We start from the raw sequence: 18084 nt of genomic DNA on the forward strand, positions 1-18084 counted from the left end.
CTACCTCCGTTCGAAGATGCCGTCAGGTCGGGGAAGGGTCAGCGGGGGGTGAAGTCCTGGTTGGTGCCGGGCGCGCCCTTGCACTGCCACTGGTCCAGCTGCTGGTCCAGGGTGCTGCCGCCCCCGTAGACGTCCAGGCACAGCCCGCTGTTGCCGTTCTGGAACTCATAGGAGCCGTCGGACTGCTGGAGCGGTCTCCACATGCTGCTCGCCGACCCGTTCCGGGCCTGTTGCACGATGTCCGGCGTACCGGCCGTCGTGGACCCGTTCGCCACGGCCACCACCTGACCGGAGCTCTGTGCCTGCAGTTCGCCGTAGCCGTTCGACCCCGGCAGGAACTGGAACTGCTGGTTCGACTGACCGTTGCAGGTCCACTGACCGATCGCCGCGCCGGCCGCGGAGGAGTTGCCGTGCACGTCCACGCACAGGCCGTTGTTGCCCACGACGAGCTGGTGGTAGCCGCTCGGGAAGCCGCCCCCGCCCGACTGCGCGGGGGTCAGATAGATGCCGAACGCGTCATGTGAGGCCTGGAAGGTGACGGGCACCGTGATGGAGCCGCCGGAGGCGCTCACGTTCTGGTCGTAGACGACCTGCCGCGAGCTCAGTGACGACTGGTCCGGGATCCGGTACACGGTGACGTTGACGCTGCCGTTGTTCGCCAGCCAGGGCACCGACGACAGGCCGTTGAACGTCACGGACGCGCTGCCGGTGTAGCCGTTCGAGTCCCCGATGACGGCGACGGCCCGCTTGTTCGTGCTGTCCTCGGCGGCGGAGATCGCCGTGCTCCCGGTCTGCCCGGACGTGGAGACCAGGCTGCCGGTGAGGTCGGCGTACGTGCGGAACGCCCACCAGTTACCGGTGGTCGTGTAGCTGCTGCCGTTCACGCCGAGGATCCCGGTGAGGTTGGGGATCAGGCAGCAGACCCAGTTGCCGCGCATCGCGTTGGTATAGCCGGACTGGGCGAAGCGGGCGAGGTACCAGGCCGTCACGCCGGCGGTCTGCCGGTCCGCGGGCTGGTACTCGTTCGCCGACAGGGGACGGCGTGAGATGCCGGCCGCGTCCAGGTCGCTGTTGATCGCCTGCGACACGGTCACCGGGTCGTCGACGTCGCCCTCGTCGTGGTTGGTGATCTCGTCGGGCACCGTGCCGGCGCTCTTGACGTGCGCCAGCCACGTCTGCCACTCCCCCGGGTTCCCCTGCGGGGTGAAGGCGAGTGACGGTCCGACGATCTTGGCGTTCGGCGCGATGCGCCGGATCTCCCGGTAGGCGGTGTCCCACATCTGGAAGTACTGGGTGCTGTTCACTCCCCGCTTCCAGAAGACGGAGATGTCCGGCTCGTTGTAGATGTCGTAGGCGAACGGGAGCCCGGAGGCCTGGAGCGCGCCCACCGTCGCGTCGACGAAGGCGACCCAGTTGGAGCAGTCGCCGTTGTCACAGGGGTACGTCGTGTTCGACGGCTGGCCCCCGTCCACGCCGTAGAGATCGCTCACGATCACCTGGAACTCGGCGTTGTACGGCGCCTGGGTGAGGCGCTTGGCCTGCGAGATCACCGCGCTGACGTCCGTCTGCGTGCCGGAACCGTACCGGTAGCCGTCGCCGATCCACCCTCGGGTCGCGTGCCCGCCGCCGCGGTACGCGTTGGGGTGGAGCGGTGCCAGGTACTGGTCAGGTGGTTGCGAGCCGTCCTGGTTGAAGCCGTACAGGAAACCTTCGCCGACTCCGGTCGCCGGACCTCGTGTCGCGGCCAGGTTCACGCTCATCGACTCGGCGGCCGAGGCGCTCGGAGCGCTCACCGTGACGGGGATCGCCAGTGCCAGGACCATCGCGCCCAGCGCCGCCAGGCGGCCGAGCCGTGCTCTCATACTCATCGATCGTTCCTCCGGTCCGGGGGGTCATCCGGAAGCGATGGGGCGGGGATCGGACCGCGGCCATGCCGTTCGCGGGCGCCACTGCCGTGTCCTCGACCGGTTCGCCGGTGAGGGTGGAGAGCACTCGGAGGGAGCGGTACGTGCGCGGGGGCGGGCGGGGGGACGCGCCACCGTCGGGGGGCGATGACGGTACGTACGGGATGAGTCGAATCGATTGGCGAATCGGTTCGACCGGATGTTACGACTGCATTGAGGGGCGGTCAATGGCGGGTTACGCGCCGTCGGCGACGCCGGTCCGTACCGACGGAGTCGGCACTGCTCAGGCGCACATAGCCCCACCGCAGGCCGTGAAAACAGCGGACGGGAGGGTTTCAGCCACGCCCCGTTCCCCGCGCGCCGACGCAGGTCCGGACACCGGACGGCTTCGATTGCCGGAGAACGCCCACCTCGATATACTCCGGTCAGCTGCGAAACGATTCGACTAACTCACTCCGCCCTTCACCGGTCGCGACGGCCTGCGGTCGGCCGCACCCGCGTCGCGAAGGAGTTCGATGAACATCGGGGAGATCGCCCGCCGCTCGGGGGTGTCGCCCAGCACCGTGTCCTACGCGCTGAGCGGCAAGCGTGCGGTCTCCGAGGCGACCCGGCAGCGCATCCAGGCGGTCATCGACGAGCTCGGCTACCGCCCCAACGCCGCCGCACGGGCCCTGCGGGAAGGCCGGACCCGCACGATCGGCCTTGTCATCCCCCCGGCACGGGGCCGGCTGACGTTCATGCAGCTCGACTTCGTCGCCGGCGTCATGGACGCCGCGGCCCGCGCCGACCTCGACGTGCTGCTGTCCCCCTCCGGCGGCGACCACGACCGCTCCTTCGAGCGGATCACCACCGAGCACCGGGTGGACGGCGTGATCCTCATGGAGATCCGCCTGGACGATCCCCGTGTCACCCGGCTGCAACGGCTGAACCTGCCGTTCGTCACCATCGGCCGCACCGCCCGGCCGGAGGGGATGAGCTGGATCGATGTGGATTTCGCGGCGCTGATCGGCCGGTGTGTCGACCATCTCGCCGACCTCGGGCACCGCCACATCGCGCTGATCAACCGGTCGGCCGAGTTGATCGCCTCCGGCTACGGCCCCGCGTGCCGGGCGCACGAGGGCTTCGTGGCGGCGACCACGCGCCGGGGTGTCGAGGGTTTCGAGTACCCGTGCGCCGACGACGCCCAAGCCGGCGAGGCCTGCGTCGAAGCGATCCTGCGGAGCAGGCCGGACGTCACGGCCGCGGCGACGGTCAACGAGGCGGCGCTGCCCGGAGTCCAGCGAGCGCTGATGCGCTCCGGGCTGCAGGTCCCGCGCGGATTCTCGATCGCCGGAGTCGCCGCACGGTTCTGGGCCGAGCAGTTCCATCCCACGCTCACCGCGGCGGACCTGCCCGCTCAGGAGATGGCGGCCACCGCCGTGGACTTCCTCACCGAGCGCATCGCCGATCCGGACGCCGCGCCCAAGCAACATCTGCTCGTCCCGCCGATCTCTCTGCGCGACAGCACCGGACCGGCGCCCGCGCCGCGCTGATCGCGAAAGCCGTTCAGGACCAGGCACGCGGTCGGGCTCATCACGCCTCCGCCTCTCCATCCGCCCCGCAGTCGATGAGGACCTTCATGACGGCCGCACCGGACTCGAGCGCCGCGAAAGCCTGTGCGCTGCGGTCGAGCGGTTCGATCCGGGAGATCAGCGGCCCGGCGGGGATCTCGTCCTCGGCGATCAGCCCCACGGCGGTCTCGAAGTCACCCCGGTCGTACAGGCGGGCACCGAGCAGGGTGAGCTCGCGCCAGAAGAAATCGTGCAGGCTGACCTCGCGGGGTGCCGGGTGGCCGGTCCCCTGGACCATGCGACCACGGGTGGCCAGCGCGCCGGCCGCGGTGGTCACCCCGGCCGCGGCGCCGGACACCTCGAAGGCGACGGCCGCGCCCGCCCCATCGGTCCACCGCGCCATGGCCTCGGCGATGCCGTCGTCCGGGTCGAGTGCGGAGAGGCCGAGTCCCTCGGCCACGAACCTGCGGTACGGATCGGGTTCCGCCACCAGGACGTCGGCCCCGAACCGGCGGGCGACGATCGCGACGAGCAGGCCGATCGGGCCGCCGCCGACCACGAGCGCCTTCTCCCCCGGCCGCACCCGAGCGCGTCGTACGTCGTGCACGGCCACGGCGGTGGGCTCGGCCAGTGCGGCGTGGTCCAGGCGCAGGTCATGCGGCACGCGCACGAGGGTGGCGGCGGGCACGGTCCAGGTGTTCTGCAGGGATCCGGGAGCGTCGACGCCCAGGAAGACCAGACGGTGGCAGATGTGCGTGTGGCCCACCCGGCAGGCCGGGCAGTCCCGGCAGGGCACCCACGGCATGACCGTGACGGGGTCCCCCGGCCGCCAGTCGCCCGCGCCGTCGCCGACCTGCGCGATCCGGCCGGACATCTCGTGCCCGATCACCTGCGGGGGCTCGACCCTGTCGTCCATGTCGCCGCGGAAGATGTGCAGGTCGGTGTCGCCGATCCCGGTGTAGGCCACGTCGACGCGGACGTGGCCGGGCGGCGGCGGGGCGGCTCCGGCGGTGTCGAGCGCCAGCCGCCGGACTCCGAGGTAGGTGACGCGTCGTGCGGTCACGCGGGCTCTCCCCCGCCGGCCGGGAGCGCGTGGTGCGGGGGGCAAGGAACTTCGCGACGGCCGGGCTGGGCTGGACGTGTCACGGCGGGTCCTCTCATGTTCCGTTCGGGGTTAAGGGGGTCGCGGGGGCCACCTGGTAGATCCGGGCCGCGTTGCCGTACAGGACGGCGTCGGCCGCCTCGGGCGCGTGTGCGGCGAGCACGGCGCGGACGAGCTCCAGCCAGGAGCCGTAGTCCGTTGCCAGGGTCATCACCGGCCAGTCGCTGCCGTACAGGCACCGGCCGGGACCGAAGATCTGCAGGGCCTCGCGCAGCGTCGCGGCGACGAGCGATCGCGCGGTGCCGGGGGCGGCCTCGGTGGCCAGGCCCGAGAGCTTGCAGACGACGTTGTCGTGCCGCGCCAGCCTGCGCAGGGCCTGTCCCCACGACGAATCGCCCGGAGGTGATGGCTTGCCGAGATGGTCCAGGACGATCGTGGTCCGCGGGCAGGCCGCCGCCAGTTCGGCGAGCTCCGGCAGCTGGTGCGCGCGCACGCAGGCGTCGAAGGGCAGCCCGGCGTCGCCGAGGAGGCGCACGCCGGCGCGGAAGCCGCCGGCGGCGGTGAAGCCCGCGGCCTCGTCCTGGACGTTGCGGCGCACCCCGACGACGAAGGGGTCGCCGGCGTAGGCGCGGATCACCGGCCGGGCGCGCGCGGGGTCCTCCAGATCGGCGTGCGCGACGACGCCGCGGATCCATGGCCGGTGCCGGGCCGCGCGGCGGACATGGTCGATCTCGGCACCCGCCTGGTGGGCGGCCCGACCGGCCTCGACGAAGACGACGTCCACGGGTTCGGGGCGCTGCGCGGCGAGGTCCTCGGGGGTGAAGGCGCGGTTCAGCGGCGGGACCTCCGCGAGCCAGGGATAGGTCAGATGCCGTGGGTCCCAGAAATGGACGTGGGAGTCGAGGAGCCTCACGAGTCGCCTCCGGCGGACGGCGAGTCGAACGGCGTCCGGTAGGAGGGCGTGCGGGTGCGCAGGTCGAGCCGGAGCGTCAGGCGGACACGGGTCGAACGCGGCAGCTCGACGAGGAGCCAGGGCCCGTCGACGCGCACCTCGCCGGAGGTCACCGCCGGCCGGCCGTGCCCGTAGTCGTACAGGTCGCCGGTCCAGGACGGATCGGTACAGACGGTGTGCCCGGCAGTGCGGATGGTGTGCTCGGCGAACGCCCCGGCCTGCACGACGACACGGCGCGTGGCCTCCGGATCGAGGTTGACCAGGTCGACGACGGTCGCCTCCGGGTCGATGCGGGACACCAGAGCCGCGACCGAGGGCGGCAGCCCGGGACGCCGGGCGTCGGCGTCGTGGTAGCGCACGCGCGCCTGCTGCAGGCCGCCGTTGTAGATGACCTGCGGGCCGCCCCAGGTCAGCTGCACCAGTGCCTCGGTCACCACCGGGTTCGACTGCTGCCACACGTGGATGTCGGCCTCGGGCACGTCCCGGCCGCGATAGCGGTCCATGCGGCCCAGCCGGTGCCGGACCTGGGCCTGCGCGGCGGCGAGGATCCGCTCGGGGTAACCGGGATCGTCGCCGGCGAGGAAGGCGAACCAGGGCTCCTCGTGCCCGGCCTCCTCCTTGCTACGGAAGGCCCGCACCGTACGCCAGTCGTAGCCGGCGGCCGCGCGCAGCCGTTCGATGCGCTCCCGGTCGGCGGCGGAGGCCGAATGGTGCCACAGCGCGGTGGGCACCGCCATGAGCATCGGGTTGTAGTCGAACCACCCCTGGTCCCCGTACCGGAACGGCACGTGCAGGGTCGGGGTGTCCACGTCCTCGCCGAGCTGGGCGACCCACTTGGACCGGATGCTGGAGTCGGCCTCGGCGAACGCCATGACCCTGCCGTGGCCGATGATCTCGTCCAGGGCGGGGCGGACCAGGTCGAGGAAGGAGTCGTCACCGGTGGCGGCGGCGCCGGCCAGCGCGGCGACCATCGCGGCGTGCCCGACGCTGTACCAGCCGTGCGGCCACGACCAGCCGTAGAGCCCGCCGTACCAGCGGCCCTCCAGCAGTCCGCCGACGGTGCCGTCCGGCGCGACGTTGTCCGGCACGATCCCGCCGTTCGCGGCGGCACGCTCCCGCCACGCGCCGACGTAGGTGGCGATCCAGTCGCGGTAGCGCCGCTCGCCGGAGAGGATCAGCGCGTTGAGGACCAGCCCGGACGCGGCCAGGTTCACCGCCGTGTCGCCGGTGCCCATCCGGGCTCGCATCTCCTCGCCCAGCCTCGGGTCGTGCTCGCGCTCAGGCTCGGGGGCGCCTGGCGGCAGCACCCACTCCAGCGGGAAGCCGTACATCTCGGCCTCCTTCGGCAGCCAGGGGTAGTTCGCACCGTCGAACAGCCCTTCCCGCCGTGGGTCGCCGCCGTTGTGCGGACGGCGGATGACGCGGTGCTCGGGGTCGTAGTTGCCGCACGCAGGATCGACGTAGAGATCGGCGAATCGCAAGGCCCGCGCGGTCCAGCGTTCGGGCGCCGCCATGCACAGGAAGTAGAAGAGCAGCAGGCTCTCGCCCTGGTGGAACCAGTCGTAGCCGCGCTCGTACTCCTCGTGCAGCATGCCGAGCTCGGTGAGCTGGCGGGTGACGCCCTCCCAGTGGCGCTCGGACGCGGTGAGCAGGTCGTCGGCGCCGCCGAGCAGGTACAGCTGGGGCCAGTTGAAGAACGTCTCGTAGAAGTCGTCCACACCGTCCCGCGAGGTCAGCCGGTCGTTGTACAGCAACCGCCCGTCCGGTCCGGTGAAGTCGCGCGCGAACCGGCGCCAGGCGTGGTCGAGCAGGCCGAACAGCTCCCGCTGCGCTATCGCCCAGCCCGGCGGCTCGAGCAGCGGTACCGATGCCGTGATGACGGGATGCATCCGGGGAGATCTCCATTCCAGGGGCGCTCCAGAGCGCGCTGCGCTGCGGCCCTCGGGCGGGTGGGCGGCGGGCCGGTCAGCCCTTCGTCGCGCCGGCGAGCATTCCGGCGACCAGGAAGCGCTGCGAGAAGAGGAAGACGACGAGCACCGGGATGATCGCCAGCAGGGTGGCCAGCGCGAGCTCGGGACGCTCGACCGCGAGAGTGCCGGCGGTCGGGTTGAACTGCGGGACGTTGCTGAGCAGCGTGCCCAGCCCAACCTGGACCGGGAACTGGTCGCTTTCGGGCAGCAGAACATAGGGCAGGAAGTAGTTGGTCCAGTTCGCTACGAAGCTGAAGAAGCCGACCAGGGCGATGACCGGTGCGGCCAGCGGGAGCGCGATACGGCGGAACGCGCCGAACTCCGAGCAGCCGTCGATCCTCGCGGCGGCCAGCAGTTCCTTCGGCACCGCGGTGCTGAAGTAGATGTAGGTCAGGTACACCCCGAAGGGGTAGAAGGAGTACGGCAGGACGACGGACCACGTCGAGCCGACCAGGTGCACCGCGTTGATCTCCAGGAAGAGCGGCACCACCAGCGTCGCGTTCGGCATCAGCATCACGACGAGGGTCGCCACCAGCAGCGGGCGCCGGCCGCGGAACTCCGTCATCGCCAGCGCGTACCCGGCGGGGATCGTCACGGCCAAAGTGATCACGAGGGCCAGGGAGGAGTACACCGCGGAGTTGCGCAGCCACAGGAAGATGGCGTCGCTCTGGTACGCGGTCAGCGCGTCCCAGTTGTGCCGCAGCGCGCTCCAGGACCCGAAGGAGAGCGGATTGCCGCGTACGAGCTGGTCGTCGGTCTTGGTGGCGGCCAGCACGAGCCACAGCACCGGGACCGCGAAGAAGAGCAGGAACGCGGTGAGCACCAGGGCGCGTACCGGGCTGGGCATTCGCTGACGGGTGGTGCGCCGCGGCCGGCTCACCGGCGTCCGTGCGGCGCCTTCATGGATGCGGGCGGTCGGCCGCCGGGTGTCAGCCGGCATCGAAGAACCCCGACTTGACGACGAACACGACCGCGACCGCGAGGGTGACCACCAGCAGCACGACGGAGACGGCCGCGGCGGTGCCCAGGTCGTTGTTCTGGAAGGCGAAGTCGTAGGAGAGCTGGTTCAGCGAGTAGTCCCGGCCGGCCACCCCGTTGCTCGCCTGCGACAGCAGCTGGGGTTCGACGAACAGCTGGGCGCCCACGGCGAAGGCGAGGATCACCATGTAGACGATCCACTTGCGGAGCAGGGGGATCTGGACGCGCCGGGCGATCTGCCAGGGCCCCGCCCCGTCGATCCGCGCCGCCTCCATCAGCTCCGGGGAGATGTTGTTCAGCGCCCCGTACATCACCACGATCCAGCCGCCCGCACCGGTCCAGAACGCGATGGCGGTGAGCACGAACGGCAGGTGCCCGGGCGCGATGACCTGGCCGAAGGTGTCGAGGCCGAGGGCGCGCAGCAGGAATCCGGCCGGGCTCACCGTCGGGTCGAGCATGAACAGCCAGACCATCACGCTGGCCGCCCCGGCCAGTGCGCCGGGGAGGTAGTAGAGAAAGCGGAGGGCCTTGCCGACCCCGCGTGCGGCAAGGTTGTGCAGCAACAGCGCGAGCCCGACGACGAGCACCACGAGCGAGACCAGCCAGAAGAGGAGGTAGAGCGCCACGTGGGCGGCGGCCGAGGCGAACCGGAAGTCGGCCGCCGCGGCGGTGAAGTTGGACAGGCCCGCGAAGCGCCCGCTCGCGTCGGTGAAGGCGAAGTCGATCGCGTAGCCGGTCGGCACGACGCCGAACGCGATCAGCAGCACGACGTACGGAGCGACGAAACCGTGCCCGGCGCGGCCGGGCCACCACCGGCGTCGCGCGGCGTGTGTCCCGGCCCGGCCGCCGCGGATGGTCAGGATGCTCACGGGCCGACCTTCACCTGGTACCCGTCGGAGCGGGCGTAGTTGACGATCGCCTTCTGCCACGCCGGGAGCAGCGAGACGATGGGCTTGCCCCCGGTCATGCCCGGAGTGACGGTGGCGGCCCAGATCGACTCCTGGCTGAACTGCCCGTAACCCCAGCCGGACCACACCTGACCGGCCGCGGCCTGGAGCGGCGCGGCGATGTCGTTCGCGTAGTAGTGGGAGGAGGCCTGGTTCGCCAGCCAGACCTTTGCCGCAGGCGCGTACGCCGGGTAGCCGGGGGCGACCTGGCCCTGGTAGTCGTTCGCGGTCGTGACCCAGGTGAGGAAGTCGGTGGCGGCCTTCAGGTGTGCGCTGTGCGCCGACAGCAGCCAGGTGCCGCCGCCGACGTTGCCGACGGTGGGAGTCGGGTCGCCGGACCACTGGGGCATCGGGGCGACCGCGACCTGGCCCTTGGGGGTCTTGAAGGTGCCCTCGAACAGCGCGCCGCCGAACCACGACGGACCGGGCAGCATGAGGATCTTTCCGGCCTGGTTCTTGTCGAAGTCGGAGCTGAACACGCTGCTCTTCGACATCGTCCGGTTCTTGACCAGGGTGTCCAGGAGGGTGGCCATGCGGGAGCAGTTCGCGCTCGTGGTGTTCACGGTGACGGCCTTGGGACCGGTGATCTGGTTGGCGCCGCACTTGCTCGCCCACATGTAGATCTCCGGCGTGAAGTTGTCACCGGCGGAGCCGACCAGGTAACCGGGATGCTCGGTGGCCACCTTCTTGCCGAGCGCCTCGTAGTCCTCCCAGGTCGCGGGGACCTGGTAGCCCCACTTCTTCATGAGGGAGTCGTTGTACCAGAGCACGGTCTGGGCCAGGTCGTTGCGCAGGCAGTACAGCGTGCCGTTGACCGTGCACGGGTCGCCCGCGCCGTGGGCCCATCCCGACAGCGCGGACTGCGCGATCAGTCCCTTGTTCAACGGGGCGGTGAAGCCCGCCGGAACCGCCCAGGAGGTCTCGTTGTTCTGGGTGCTGAAGACCACGTCAGGCCAGCCCTTGCGGGTGCGGTTGAACAGGCTGACCTTGGTCTGCAGGTAGTGGGACCCGTCGGCGTCGCCGTCATAACTGACGATGTTCAGCTTCACCGTGGGATGGGTCTTCTGGTAGAGCTTCGCGGCGGCCAGGCGCGTCGCGTCGACCCAGATGGTCAGCGGCCCGTCGGACTGCGGCGCCTGCTTGAAGTCACCCTGGGCGCCCGTCGTACCGCCGCGGGCGCCACCGCCGTCGTGGCCGCCGCAGGCCGCGACGGCCGACAGGGCGAGCACACCGCTCAGGGCCATGAGTGCGGCGCGGCTGCGGCCCTTGCCTGATCTCCTCGCGCCGTCGGCGCGGACCTTCACTGTCATGAGCTACTCCACTGGCGTCATGGCGCCCGCTGGGGGGCCGGGGGCGAAGGAGTTAGGGGACGGATGTGTCGGACCAATCGCGGGAGCCCCGGGCACGGGACTCAGGCGGCGTCGTTCGACGATGTCGCCACCGCCCGCAGCTGAACGGCTGCCATTGGCCCCCCATGACAGCGCCGGAGCGCCGTCGAGTCAAGAGGATGAACCCTACCTTTTTGACGAATGTGTTACGGACACCCAAGCCTCCATACGGGACGTTACGCCCTAGATGCCCCTTTTAAACCGATTTCCGATGCCATATGGTTCATACTCATCTCCGGGACGGATGAGCTAAGACGTAGGCTCATCTGAGACGCGAGAAGCGGTCATACTCTCCGTGTGGACCGTGACGAAGGAGGCAGTCTGTTGGACGGCACGCCCATCCCGGACGCGGCCGACGCGCCGGTGCTGGAGCGGGACGGCACGCAGCGGACCGGGCCGTACCGGCCGCGCTACGAGCTGGTGGCCGAGCAGATCCTCCAGCTCATCGCCGAGCTACGGCTGCACCCTGGTGATCGGATGCCCACCGAGAACGACCTGGCCGCGCGGCTGGGCACCAGCCGGACGGTCGTACGCGAAGCCATCAAGATCCTTTCCGCGATCGGCCGGGTACGCGCGCAGAAGGGCCGCGGGCTTTACGTCGCCGACGATGAGGGAATGCTGGGCTCGTCGCGCTGGGAAGGCTTCTTCCTGCCGACCGACCTCGACCACGTGTACATGCTGTTCGAGTTCCGCAGGGTTCAGGAGACCGCCGCCAGCCGGCTCGCCGCGACCCGCGCGACCCCGGCCGAGCTGCGCGCCATCGAGACCGCCGCCGAGCTGTGCCGGCAGGGTCATCTGACCGGGGAGGCCGGCATGTTCGACCGCGGCGACGACGACTTCCACGTCGGCGTCGCCGCCGCCTCCCACAACCCGTTCCTCCTCGCCGCCGTACGCGAGGCCCGCCGCCTGCAACGTCAGTCCAGCACGATCGGCCTGCACGGCACGGTCGGCGGTCACGCGGCGGAGGCGATCGAGGAGCACACCGCGATCTACCAGGCGATCCGGGACGGCGATCCAGAGGCGGCGGCCGGTGCCGCCGGCGTTCATCTCGACAAGACCCTCGAGGACTACCGCCGGGAGATCCAGCGCCGCGTGTTCGGCTGATCCCGTCCCCGCCACCGGGCGGGCGCCTGGACACTCCGCGGTTCGACCTCGTTAGGGAACCGATTCGACTCCAACGCCGTGAAAACACCGGCGCGTCACGACCACCGTGCCTCGGAGTCGCGACATCGGAACATGCAGGGTCAACGGCGATGACGGATCGGCTCGGCGAGTTCGCATGCTCACCGATCATTGACCGGCGGCATCCCCGGTCGTACCATCCGCTCGAACGAGGGCGAATCGATTCGACCTCCGCCCCGGAAGGTCGATGAGCGACGCCCGTCCCCCGGTCAGGGAGGTCCCCGTCCATGTCCTGGTCCTCATCCCGGTTCGGCGGTCGCAGGTCGCTCGCCGCGGCCCGGGCCGCCGCGGTCATGCTGGCCGCCGGTTTCGCCCTCGCCGTCCCGGCGGCGTCCGCCTCGGCGGCCACCACCACCGTCTACGCGTCCCCGTCCGGCACCGGCAGCGCCTGCTCGTCCGCGCAGCCGTGCTCACTGGCGGGGGCGCAGGCGGCGGTCCGCTCGCAGAACGCCTCGATGTCCGGTGACCTCGTCGTGCAGCTGGCCGACGGTGTGTACCGGCAGACCGCACCGCTCAAGTTCACCTCGGCCGACTCCGGCACGGGCGGTCACACCGTCCTGTGGCAGGCCGCCCCGTCGGCACATCCGGTGATCACGGGTGCGAAGGCGGTCACGGGATGGAGTCTCGCCGACTCCTCCAAGAACATCTGGAAGGCGAGCGTCGGCGCCGGGCTCGACACCCGGCAGCTCTACGTCGGCGGCGTCGAGGCCACGCGTGCCCGTACCGCCGTGAACCGCTCGGACTTCACGGCCAGTGGCACCGGGCTGAGGTTCACCAACTCCGCCCTGAACTACCTGAACAACCTGGCGCACCAGAACCGCGTCGAGGTCGAGGGCATCGGCTCGTTCACCGACCGGTACTCACCGGTGCAGAGCATCGGAAGCGGCCTCCTGACGATGCAGCAGCCGGCCTGGAACAACAACGCGTTCGGGTACGACACCCTCACCAGCCCGTTCCGGGCCGGCCCTCTGTACCTGGAGAACGCCTACGAGTTCCTCGACTCGCCCGGCGAGTGGTACGACGACACGTCCGACGGCACCCTGTACTACATCCCGCGGTCCGGGCAGAACATGAGCAGCACGAACGTGGAGTTCCCGCTGCTCCAGTCCCTTGTCGACGTCGGCGGCACCTACGGCTCGCCCGCGCACGACATCTCCTTCTCCGGCATCACCTTCACCGGGACGAGCTGGCTCGGCCCCAGCGGCTCCCAGGGTTTCGCCGACCAGCAGACCGGCGCCTACCTCAGCGGGAGCCGGTCATGGCCCACGTTCGGCTCCTGCCAGTCCGGCTGCACCCAGTTCGAGGCCGGCCGGCCGGGCTGGAGCCAGATGCCCGGTGCGGTGCAGGTCTCCGCGGCCGCCCACATCACCTTCAGCGGCGACCAGTTCACCAACCTCGGCCAGACCGCGCTGGGTATCGGCAATGACGCCAACGCCCACGCCACCGGAGTCGGCCTGGGCGCGAGCTACATCACCGTCACCGGGTCCACCTTCACCGGCGACGCCGCCGGCGCGATCGTGGCCGGCGGCGTGCAGGCCGACGCGCACCACCCCAGCGACCAGCGCATGACCGACCACGACATCACCATCGGCGACAACCTCGTGCACGACGTCGGCCTGGACTACCGGGGCATCGTGTCGTTCCTGACCACCTACGTCACCAATGCCACGATCAGCCACAACGAGGTCTACAACATGCCCTACTCCGGCATCGCGGTCGGCTACGGCTGGGGCGCCAACGACGCCGGCGGCAGCAACGACTACGCGAACCGCGGGCTGTACAACTACCAGCCGCGCTACAGCACCGCCACGACCGAGTCGGGCGACAGGGTCACCGGCAACTACGTGCACGACGTCATGCAGCAGATGAACGACGGCGGATGCATCTACACCCTGTCCGCGAACCCCAACGGAGTGATCAGCGGCAACTACTGCCTGCGGACCAACGGCTACTTCGGCCTGTACTTCGACGAGGGCTCCCGGTACTACGCCGCCACCGGCAACGTGTTCTCCTCCACCGGCGGCACCTGGGCCGTCGAGAACGCCAACGGCAACAACAACACCGGCACCATCACGCTGACCGGCAACTGGTACAGCAACGGTGGGACCAACCTCACGAACGGCGACCGCGGAAACACCGTCTCCGGGAACGTCGCCGTCAGCAACGGCAACTGGCCCTCGGGCGCGCAGTCGGTGATCGCGTCCGCGGGCATCCAGTCGGGCAGCGGAGGTACGGGCTCCACCGGTGTGCTGCGGGGTGCCGGCTCCAACCGGTGCCTGGACGTCCCTAACGCCACTCAGACCGACGGCACCCACCCGCAGATCTGGGACTGCAACGGCAACGCCAACCAGCAGTGGACCTCGACCACCAGTGGCCGGCTGACCGTGTACGGCGGCGCCAAATGCCTCGACGTTCCCGATCACGCCACCACCTCGGGTACCCAGGTGGAGATCTGGACCTGCAACGGCGGGACGAACCAGCAGTGGCGGCTGAACTCCGACGGCACGGTCACCGGAGTCGAGTCGGGCCTCTGCCTGGACGTCACCGGCCAGGGCACCGCCAACGGCACCGGTGTCGAGCTTTGGACCTGCAACGGTCAGAGCAACCAGAAGTGGTCTCGCACCTAGGGTCCTAGGAGCTGCCAGGGGACAGCGCTGCGGGCGGCCGGGCACTCACCGGCCGTCCAGCAGCCTCGGGTCCGGCGTGACCGTCATCGGTCCCTCGACACCGATCGCGTGCGCCGCGACGCGTACGCCCGCGCCGGCCGCCTCGACCGGGGAGGCGCCGGTGAGGCTGGCGGCGATGAAGGCCGCCGCGAACGTGTCACCCGCGCCGTCGGCGTCCACCACCTCGACCGGCAGCGCGTCCACTCGCGTCCTACGGCCGCGCTCGCGCACCTCGACACCGCCGGGCCCGTACGTCGTGCACACCGTCGCGCCCGCCTCGGCGAACCGGCCGGCCTCCAGGCCGAGCGCTTCCATCTCCCCCTCGCTCGGCAGCAGGACGTCCGCGCGGCCGATGGCCTCGACGAGTGCCAGCCTCGCGTCCTCGCCCAGCACCTCCAGGCGTACGTTCGGGTCCAGAGAGGTACGTGCCCCCGCCCGCCGGGCACGGTCGAAGGCGGCCAGCGCGGCCGAGGCCAGCGGATCACCGAAGGCCAGCGCCGAGCCGGACAGGTGCACCCACCCGGCACGCTCCGGCAGCCCGCCCAGGTCGGCCCCGCGTACGGCGGTCGCGGCCGTGCCGCGCACGTCGAAGTCGAACTCGCGGTTCGAGTCGCCGCGATAGGTGATGCGCACGGTGGCCGTCCGCAGACCGGAGTACTCCCCCAGATGCTCCAGCCCCACGCCGGCGCGTTCGAACGCGTGCCTCATCACCTGCCCGCCATCGTCCGCGCCGACGCCGCCGACGAACCGCGTGTCGACGCCGAGGCGGGCGGCGACGTACGCCGCGATGGCGGGAGCGCCGCTGGCCCAGGGGCCGGTATACGGCTGCCCGGTGTCGGCGCCGTCAGCACCCAGATCACGCTGGTAGGCCACGATGGCCTCACCGACGATGAGCAGCACGGACCCCTCCTCTCCGCCACGGACCCTCCGCGCCGCTGCCCGGTGGCCACCATCGGCCGGTACACGGCCACGATAACGGCCCGTCCAGCTGAGCACGCGCGGTGCACAGGGCCTCCGGCACCGCGGCTCATCGACGACGCGTCACCGAGAAAACGAGCATTCGATCAAATTTGGCCTTGTCCAAATGGTCGGTTCTGACTTAATCTCCAGCCATTCGATCTCGAATGGTCACTTTCGTCGTTCGCCTCCGCGCGAGAGGAGCGGCAGCATGAGCCATCAGGCTGAACCCTCGAAGATCCGCAGGTCATCCGGCCGCAGACACCGGCACGCCGGTACGAAGCCCACCTCGATGTTGATCGGAGGTGTCGCTCTGCATGTCGTGGCAGGCCTGTCGGCGGCCACGCCCGCCTCGGCCGACCCGCTCGGCACCCCTGCGGGTAAGCAGGCCGCCACCCGTTTCGCCGACCAGGGAGCCTCCCTGGTGCTCACCCAACCGGCGTCCAACGGCGCCCCCGGTTACCGCGTCGTGATCGACAAGCACCCCTTCGAGGTGACCACGGTCCGCGATGGACGGACCGTGCTGGCCACGACCGGCAGCGGCCCGACGGCCGCCCCGGTGCGATTCGTCGCCGGGGGAACCTCCTACATGGCCACTCAGGTGACCTCCGCCCGGTGGCGGGGCGGAGTGCTGACCCTGCACCTGGCGACGAACGACCCTGGCGCCGGCGTGACCTACACCGTGACCCCGAAGACGGATCGTTACGCGGTCCACTGGCAGGTCGACAACGAGCCGCGGGTGGTTTCGTCGGTCGGCGGAGACTACGCGCTCGGCTCGGCCGGTGACTGGTACGGCGAAGGCATCGTCGAGAACGATCAGGGCGCGCCGTACAGCGACCAGCCCTGGCCGCTGAGCTCCGGCCAGGTGAACGACGATGTGGTCGGGCCGTTCTCCTACTTCGTGCACAACCCGTTCTGGTTCACCCGATCCGGGGCCGGGATCTGGGTCGACACCGACAATGTCATGAACGTCCAGATCAACCAGGGCGGCAACGGCCTCGCCAGCCTGCTGGTGACCAACAGCACCCACTCGAATGACGGCGATGTCGGTGCCCCTGCCGCGGTCGGCGAATCCCGGAAATACGACGCGACGGTGTTCGTCGAATCCACACCACGGAACGTCTACGAGGACTACATCGGGATCGCCGGGCACCCGCAGAAGAGCGACACCCTCCCGTCGGAGTACAAGACCCCGATGTGGAACAGCTGGGGCGACCTGGCCCTCGACGTGAACCAGGCCAGCTTCTTGGCGTACGCCAAGAGCCTCGTCGCGAATCGTCTCCCCGGCCACCTGGTGGAACTCGACGACGGCTGGGCGGCAGGCTACGCGGACCACGCCTTCAACCAGCCCGACAAGTTCCCCGACCCGAAGGCGATGACCGACGAGATCCACCGGCTGGGCTTCAAGTTCGGCCTGTGGGACACCTTCTACGACAACCGCGACGGGGACCGCGCATCGAGCCTGTGGCCGTACCTCGACCAACGGGGCTACCTGCTCAAGGCGGTAAGTAATCCCATCCCGGCCGGATCGAACAGCTCCTGCGCCACCCCCTGGTTCGGTGGGGACGCCAGCGACAACCCAGGACTGGTCGACCTGGCGAACCCCGCCGCCCGCGCCTGGCTGAAGGGCCAGATCGACACGCTCGCGAAGAAGTACGGGATCGACGGCTGGAAGTTCGACACTCAGATCTACGACCCGAGGTGCCAGCCGTACGCGGGCACGAGCAAGCAGGGCTACCTGAAGGCCGGGCTGGACTTCGTCGACCAGTACGACCTCACCGGCCAGGGCATGATCACCAGCGCCTGGACCGGCACACAGCGCTACGGCTTCGCCACCGACGCGATCGACAAGACCTCCGACTGGGACGGCCTGCAGGCCGCCGCCCACCAGGCGCTCGCCATCTCCACGATCGGCTACCCGTTCACCGAGATGGACATGATCGGCGGCTCGGACGGGTCCGACCCGCCCACGTCTCCCACCAAACCGGTGCTCGTACGCTGGGCACAGGCAGAGGCGCTGACCCCGCTGATGATGGGATCGGTCAACCCCACCCGGTACGACCAGCAGACGATCGACCTCTACCGTGACGCGATCCAGCTCCATGAGCGGCTGTGGCCGTACCTGATGCGCCAGGTCGGCCGCGCCGTCGCCAACGGTGAGCCGATCATGAAGCCGATCTTCTTCAACTACCCCGGCGACCAGCGCTCCTACGCGGTCAACGACGAGTGGCTGTTCGGCGACTCACTGCTCTCAGCACCGGTGCTCACCGACGCGACCAGCCGGAACATCCACGTCCCCGACGGGAACTGGTACGACGTCGGACACAAGTGCGTCGTGAACGGGCAGGCCGACCTGTCCGGCTACCCCGTCACCCTCGCCGACGTGCCGATGTTCATCAAGCTCGGCACCGGCGAGACCTCGATGCTTCTCAACGCTCTCACGCACAGCAAGCACGTCAAGGCGGACACCCCGCGGTGCGCGGCGTGA

At 70.1% G+C, this 18084-nt stretch carries 12 protein-coding genes; 4 read left to right on the forward strand and 8 right to left on the reverse strand.

Annotated elements, in window-relative coordinates; all coding sequences use genetic code 11:
* Nucleotides 1-38 precede the first annotated feature (38 nt).
* Nucleotides 39-1868, reverse strand: coding sequence for an RICIN domain-containing protein (locus tag FB559_RS38370; RefSeq protein WP_141962519.1), 1830 nt, complete (start codon nucleotides 1866-1868; stop codon nucleotides 39-41).
* A 551-nt stretch (nucleotides 1869-2419) separates the two neighbouring features.
* Here FB559_RS38370 and FB559_RS38375 point away from each other — a divergent pair.
* Nucleotides 2420-3436 carry a LacI family DNA-binding transcriptional regulator gene (locus FB559_RS38375; protein WP_141962520.1) on the forward strand — a complete coding sequence of 339 codons (1017 nt, stop codon included), beginning with the start codon at nucleotides 2420-2422 and terminating at the stop codon, nucleotides 3434-3436.
* Nucleotides 3437-3476: 40 nt separating this feature from the next.
* On the opposite strand, the gene FB559_RS38380 is transcribed toward FB559_RS38375, so the two are convergent.
* The 6 genes from FB559_RS38380 to FB559_RS38400 form a co-directional block, all read right to left on the reverse strand.
* Nucleotides 3477-4517: a zinc-dependent alcohol dehydrogenase gene (locus tag FB559_RS38380; protein ID WP_185792670.1), complete on the reverse strand. Its 1041-nt coding sequence runs from the start codon at nucleotides 4515-4517 to the stop codon at nucleotides 3477-3479.
* A gap of 94 nt (nucleotides 4518-4611) precedes the next feature.
* On the reverse strand, nucleotides 4612-5469 hold the full coding sequence (locus FB559_RS44320; RefSeq protein ID WP_185792671.1) for an amidohydrolase family protein: 858 nt from the start codon (nucleotides 5467-5469) through the stop codon (nucleotides 4612-4614).
* Nucleotides 5466-7397 carry a DUF8034 domain-containing protein gene (locus FB559_RS44325; protein ID WP_185792672.1) on the reverse strand — a complete coding sequence of 644 codons (1932 nt, stop codon included), beginning with the start codon at nucleotides 7395-7397 and terminating at the stop codon, nucleotides 5466-5468. The genes FB559_RS44320 and FB559_RS44325 overlap by 4 nt, the downstream gene beginning before the upstream one ends.
* 76 nt (nucleotides 7398-7473) lie before the next feature.
* Nucleotides 7474-8418 carry a carbohydrate ABC transporter permease gene (locus tag FB559_RS38390; RefSeq protein ID WP_221640645.1) on the reverse strand — a complete coding sequence of 315 codons (945 nt, stop codon included), beginning with the start codon at nucleotides 8416-8418 and terminating at the stop codon, nucleotides 7474-7476.
* Nucleotides 8408-9325, reverse strand: a complete 918-nt coding sequence (locus FB559_RS38395) for a carbohydrate ABC transporter permease (RefSeq protein WP_221640646.1) — start codon at nucleotides 9323-9325, stop codon at nucleotides 8408-8410. The genes FB559_RS38390 and FB559_RS38395 overlap by 11 nt, the downstream gene beginning before the upstream one ends.
* Nucleotides 9322-10713, reverse strand: coding sequence for an ABC transporter substrate-binding protein (locus tag FB559_RS38400; protein ID WP_141962522.1), 1392 nt, complete (start codon nucleotides 10711-10713; stop codon nucleotides 9322-9324). The genes FB559_RS38395 and FB559_RS38400 overlap by 4 nt, the downstream gene beginning before the upstream one ends.
* Nucleotides 10714-11115: 402 nt before the next feature.
* Between FB559_RS38400 and FB559_RS38405 the strand changes: the two genes are divergently transcribed.
* Both FB559_RS38405 and FB559_RS45965 read left to right on the forward strand, forming a co-directional pair.
* Complete coding sequence (locus FB559_RS38405) at nucleotides 11116-11895, forward strand: FadR/GntR family transcriptional regulator (RefSeq protein WP_221640647.1); 780 nt, start codon at nucleotides 11116-11118, stop codon at nucleotides 11893-11895.
* Between the two features lie 305 nt (nucleotides 11896-12200).
* The gene (locus FB559_RS45965) at nucleotides 12201-14600 is read left to right on the forward strand and encodes a ricin-type beta-trefoil lectin domain protein (RefSeq protein ID WP_141962523.1); all 2400 of its coding nucleotides are present in this window, start codon (nucleotides 12201-12203) and stop codon (nucleotides 14598-14600) included.
* Nucleotides 14601-14645: 45 nt separating this feature from the next.
* Here the strand turns inward: FB559_RS45965 and FB559_RS38415 are convergent, their stop codons facing one another.
* Nucleotides 14646-15539 carry a carbohydrate kinase family protein gene (locus FB559_RS38415; RefSeq protein ID WP_185792673.1) on the reverse strand — a complete coding sequence of 298 codons (894 nt, stop codon included), beginning with the start codon at nucleotides 15537-15539 and terminating at the stop codon, nucleotides 14646-14648.
* Nucleotides 15540-15807: 268 nt separating this feature from the next.
* On the opposite strand from FB559_RS38415, the gene FB559_RS38420 reads away from it, so the two are divergent.
* Nucleotides 15808-18084, forward strand: coding sequence for a glycoside hydrolase family 31 protein (locus tag FB559_RS38420; protein WP_185792674.1), 2277 nt, complete (start codon nucleotides 15808-15810; stop codon nucleotides 18082-18084).

The sequence above is a fragment of the Actinoallomurus bryophytorum genome (assembly GCF_006716425.1).
Lineage (GTDB): Bacteria > Actinomycetota > Actinomycetes > Streptosporangiales > Streptosporangiaceae > Actinoallomurus > Actinoallomurus bryophytorum.

Coding starts and splice junctions, on each gene's coding strand:
- FB559_RS45965 (WP_141962523.1), top strand. CDS start 12,201: ATGTCCTGGTCCTCATCCCGGTTCGGCGGTCGCAGGTCGCTCGCCGCG.
- FB559_RS38390 (WP_221640645.1), bottom strand. CDS start 8,418: ATGCCGGCTGACACCCGGCGGCCGACCGCCCGCATCCATGAAGGCGCC.
- FB559_RS38375 (WP_141962520.1), top strand. CDS start 2,420: ATGAACATCGGGGAGATCGCCCGCCGCTCGGGGGTGTCGCCCAGCACC.
- FB559_RS38420 (WP_185792674.1), top strand. CDS start 15,808: ATGAGCCATCAGGCTGAACCCTCGAAGATCCGCAGGTCATCCGGCCGC.
- FB559_RS44325 (WP_185792672.1), bottom strand. CDS start 7,397: ATGCATCCCGTCATCACGGCATCGGTACCGCTGCTCGAGCCGCCGGGC.
- FB559_RS38370 (WP_141962519.1), bottom strand. CDS start 1,868: ATGAGTATGAGAGCACGGCTCGGCCGCCTGGCGGCGCTGGGCGCGATG.
- FB559_RS38400 (WP_141962522.1), bottom strand. CDS start 10,713: ATGACAGTGAAGGTCCGCGCCGACGGCGCGAGGAGATCAGGCAAGGGC.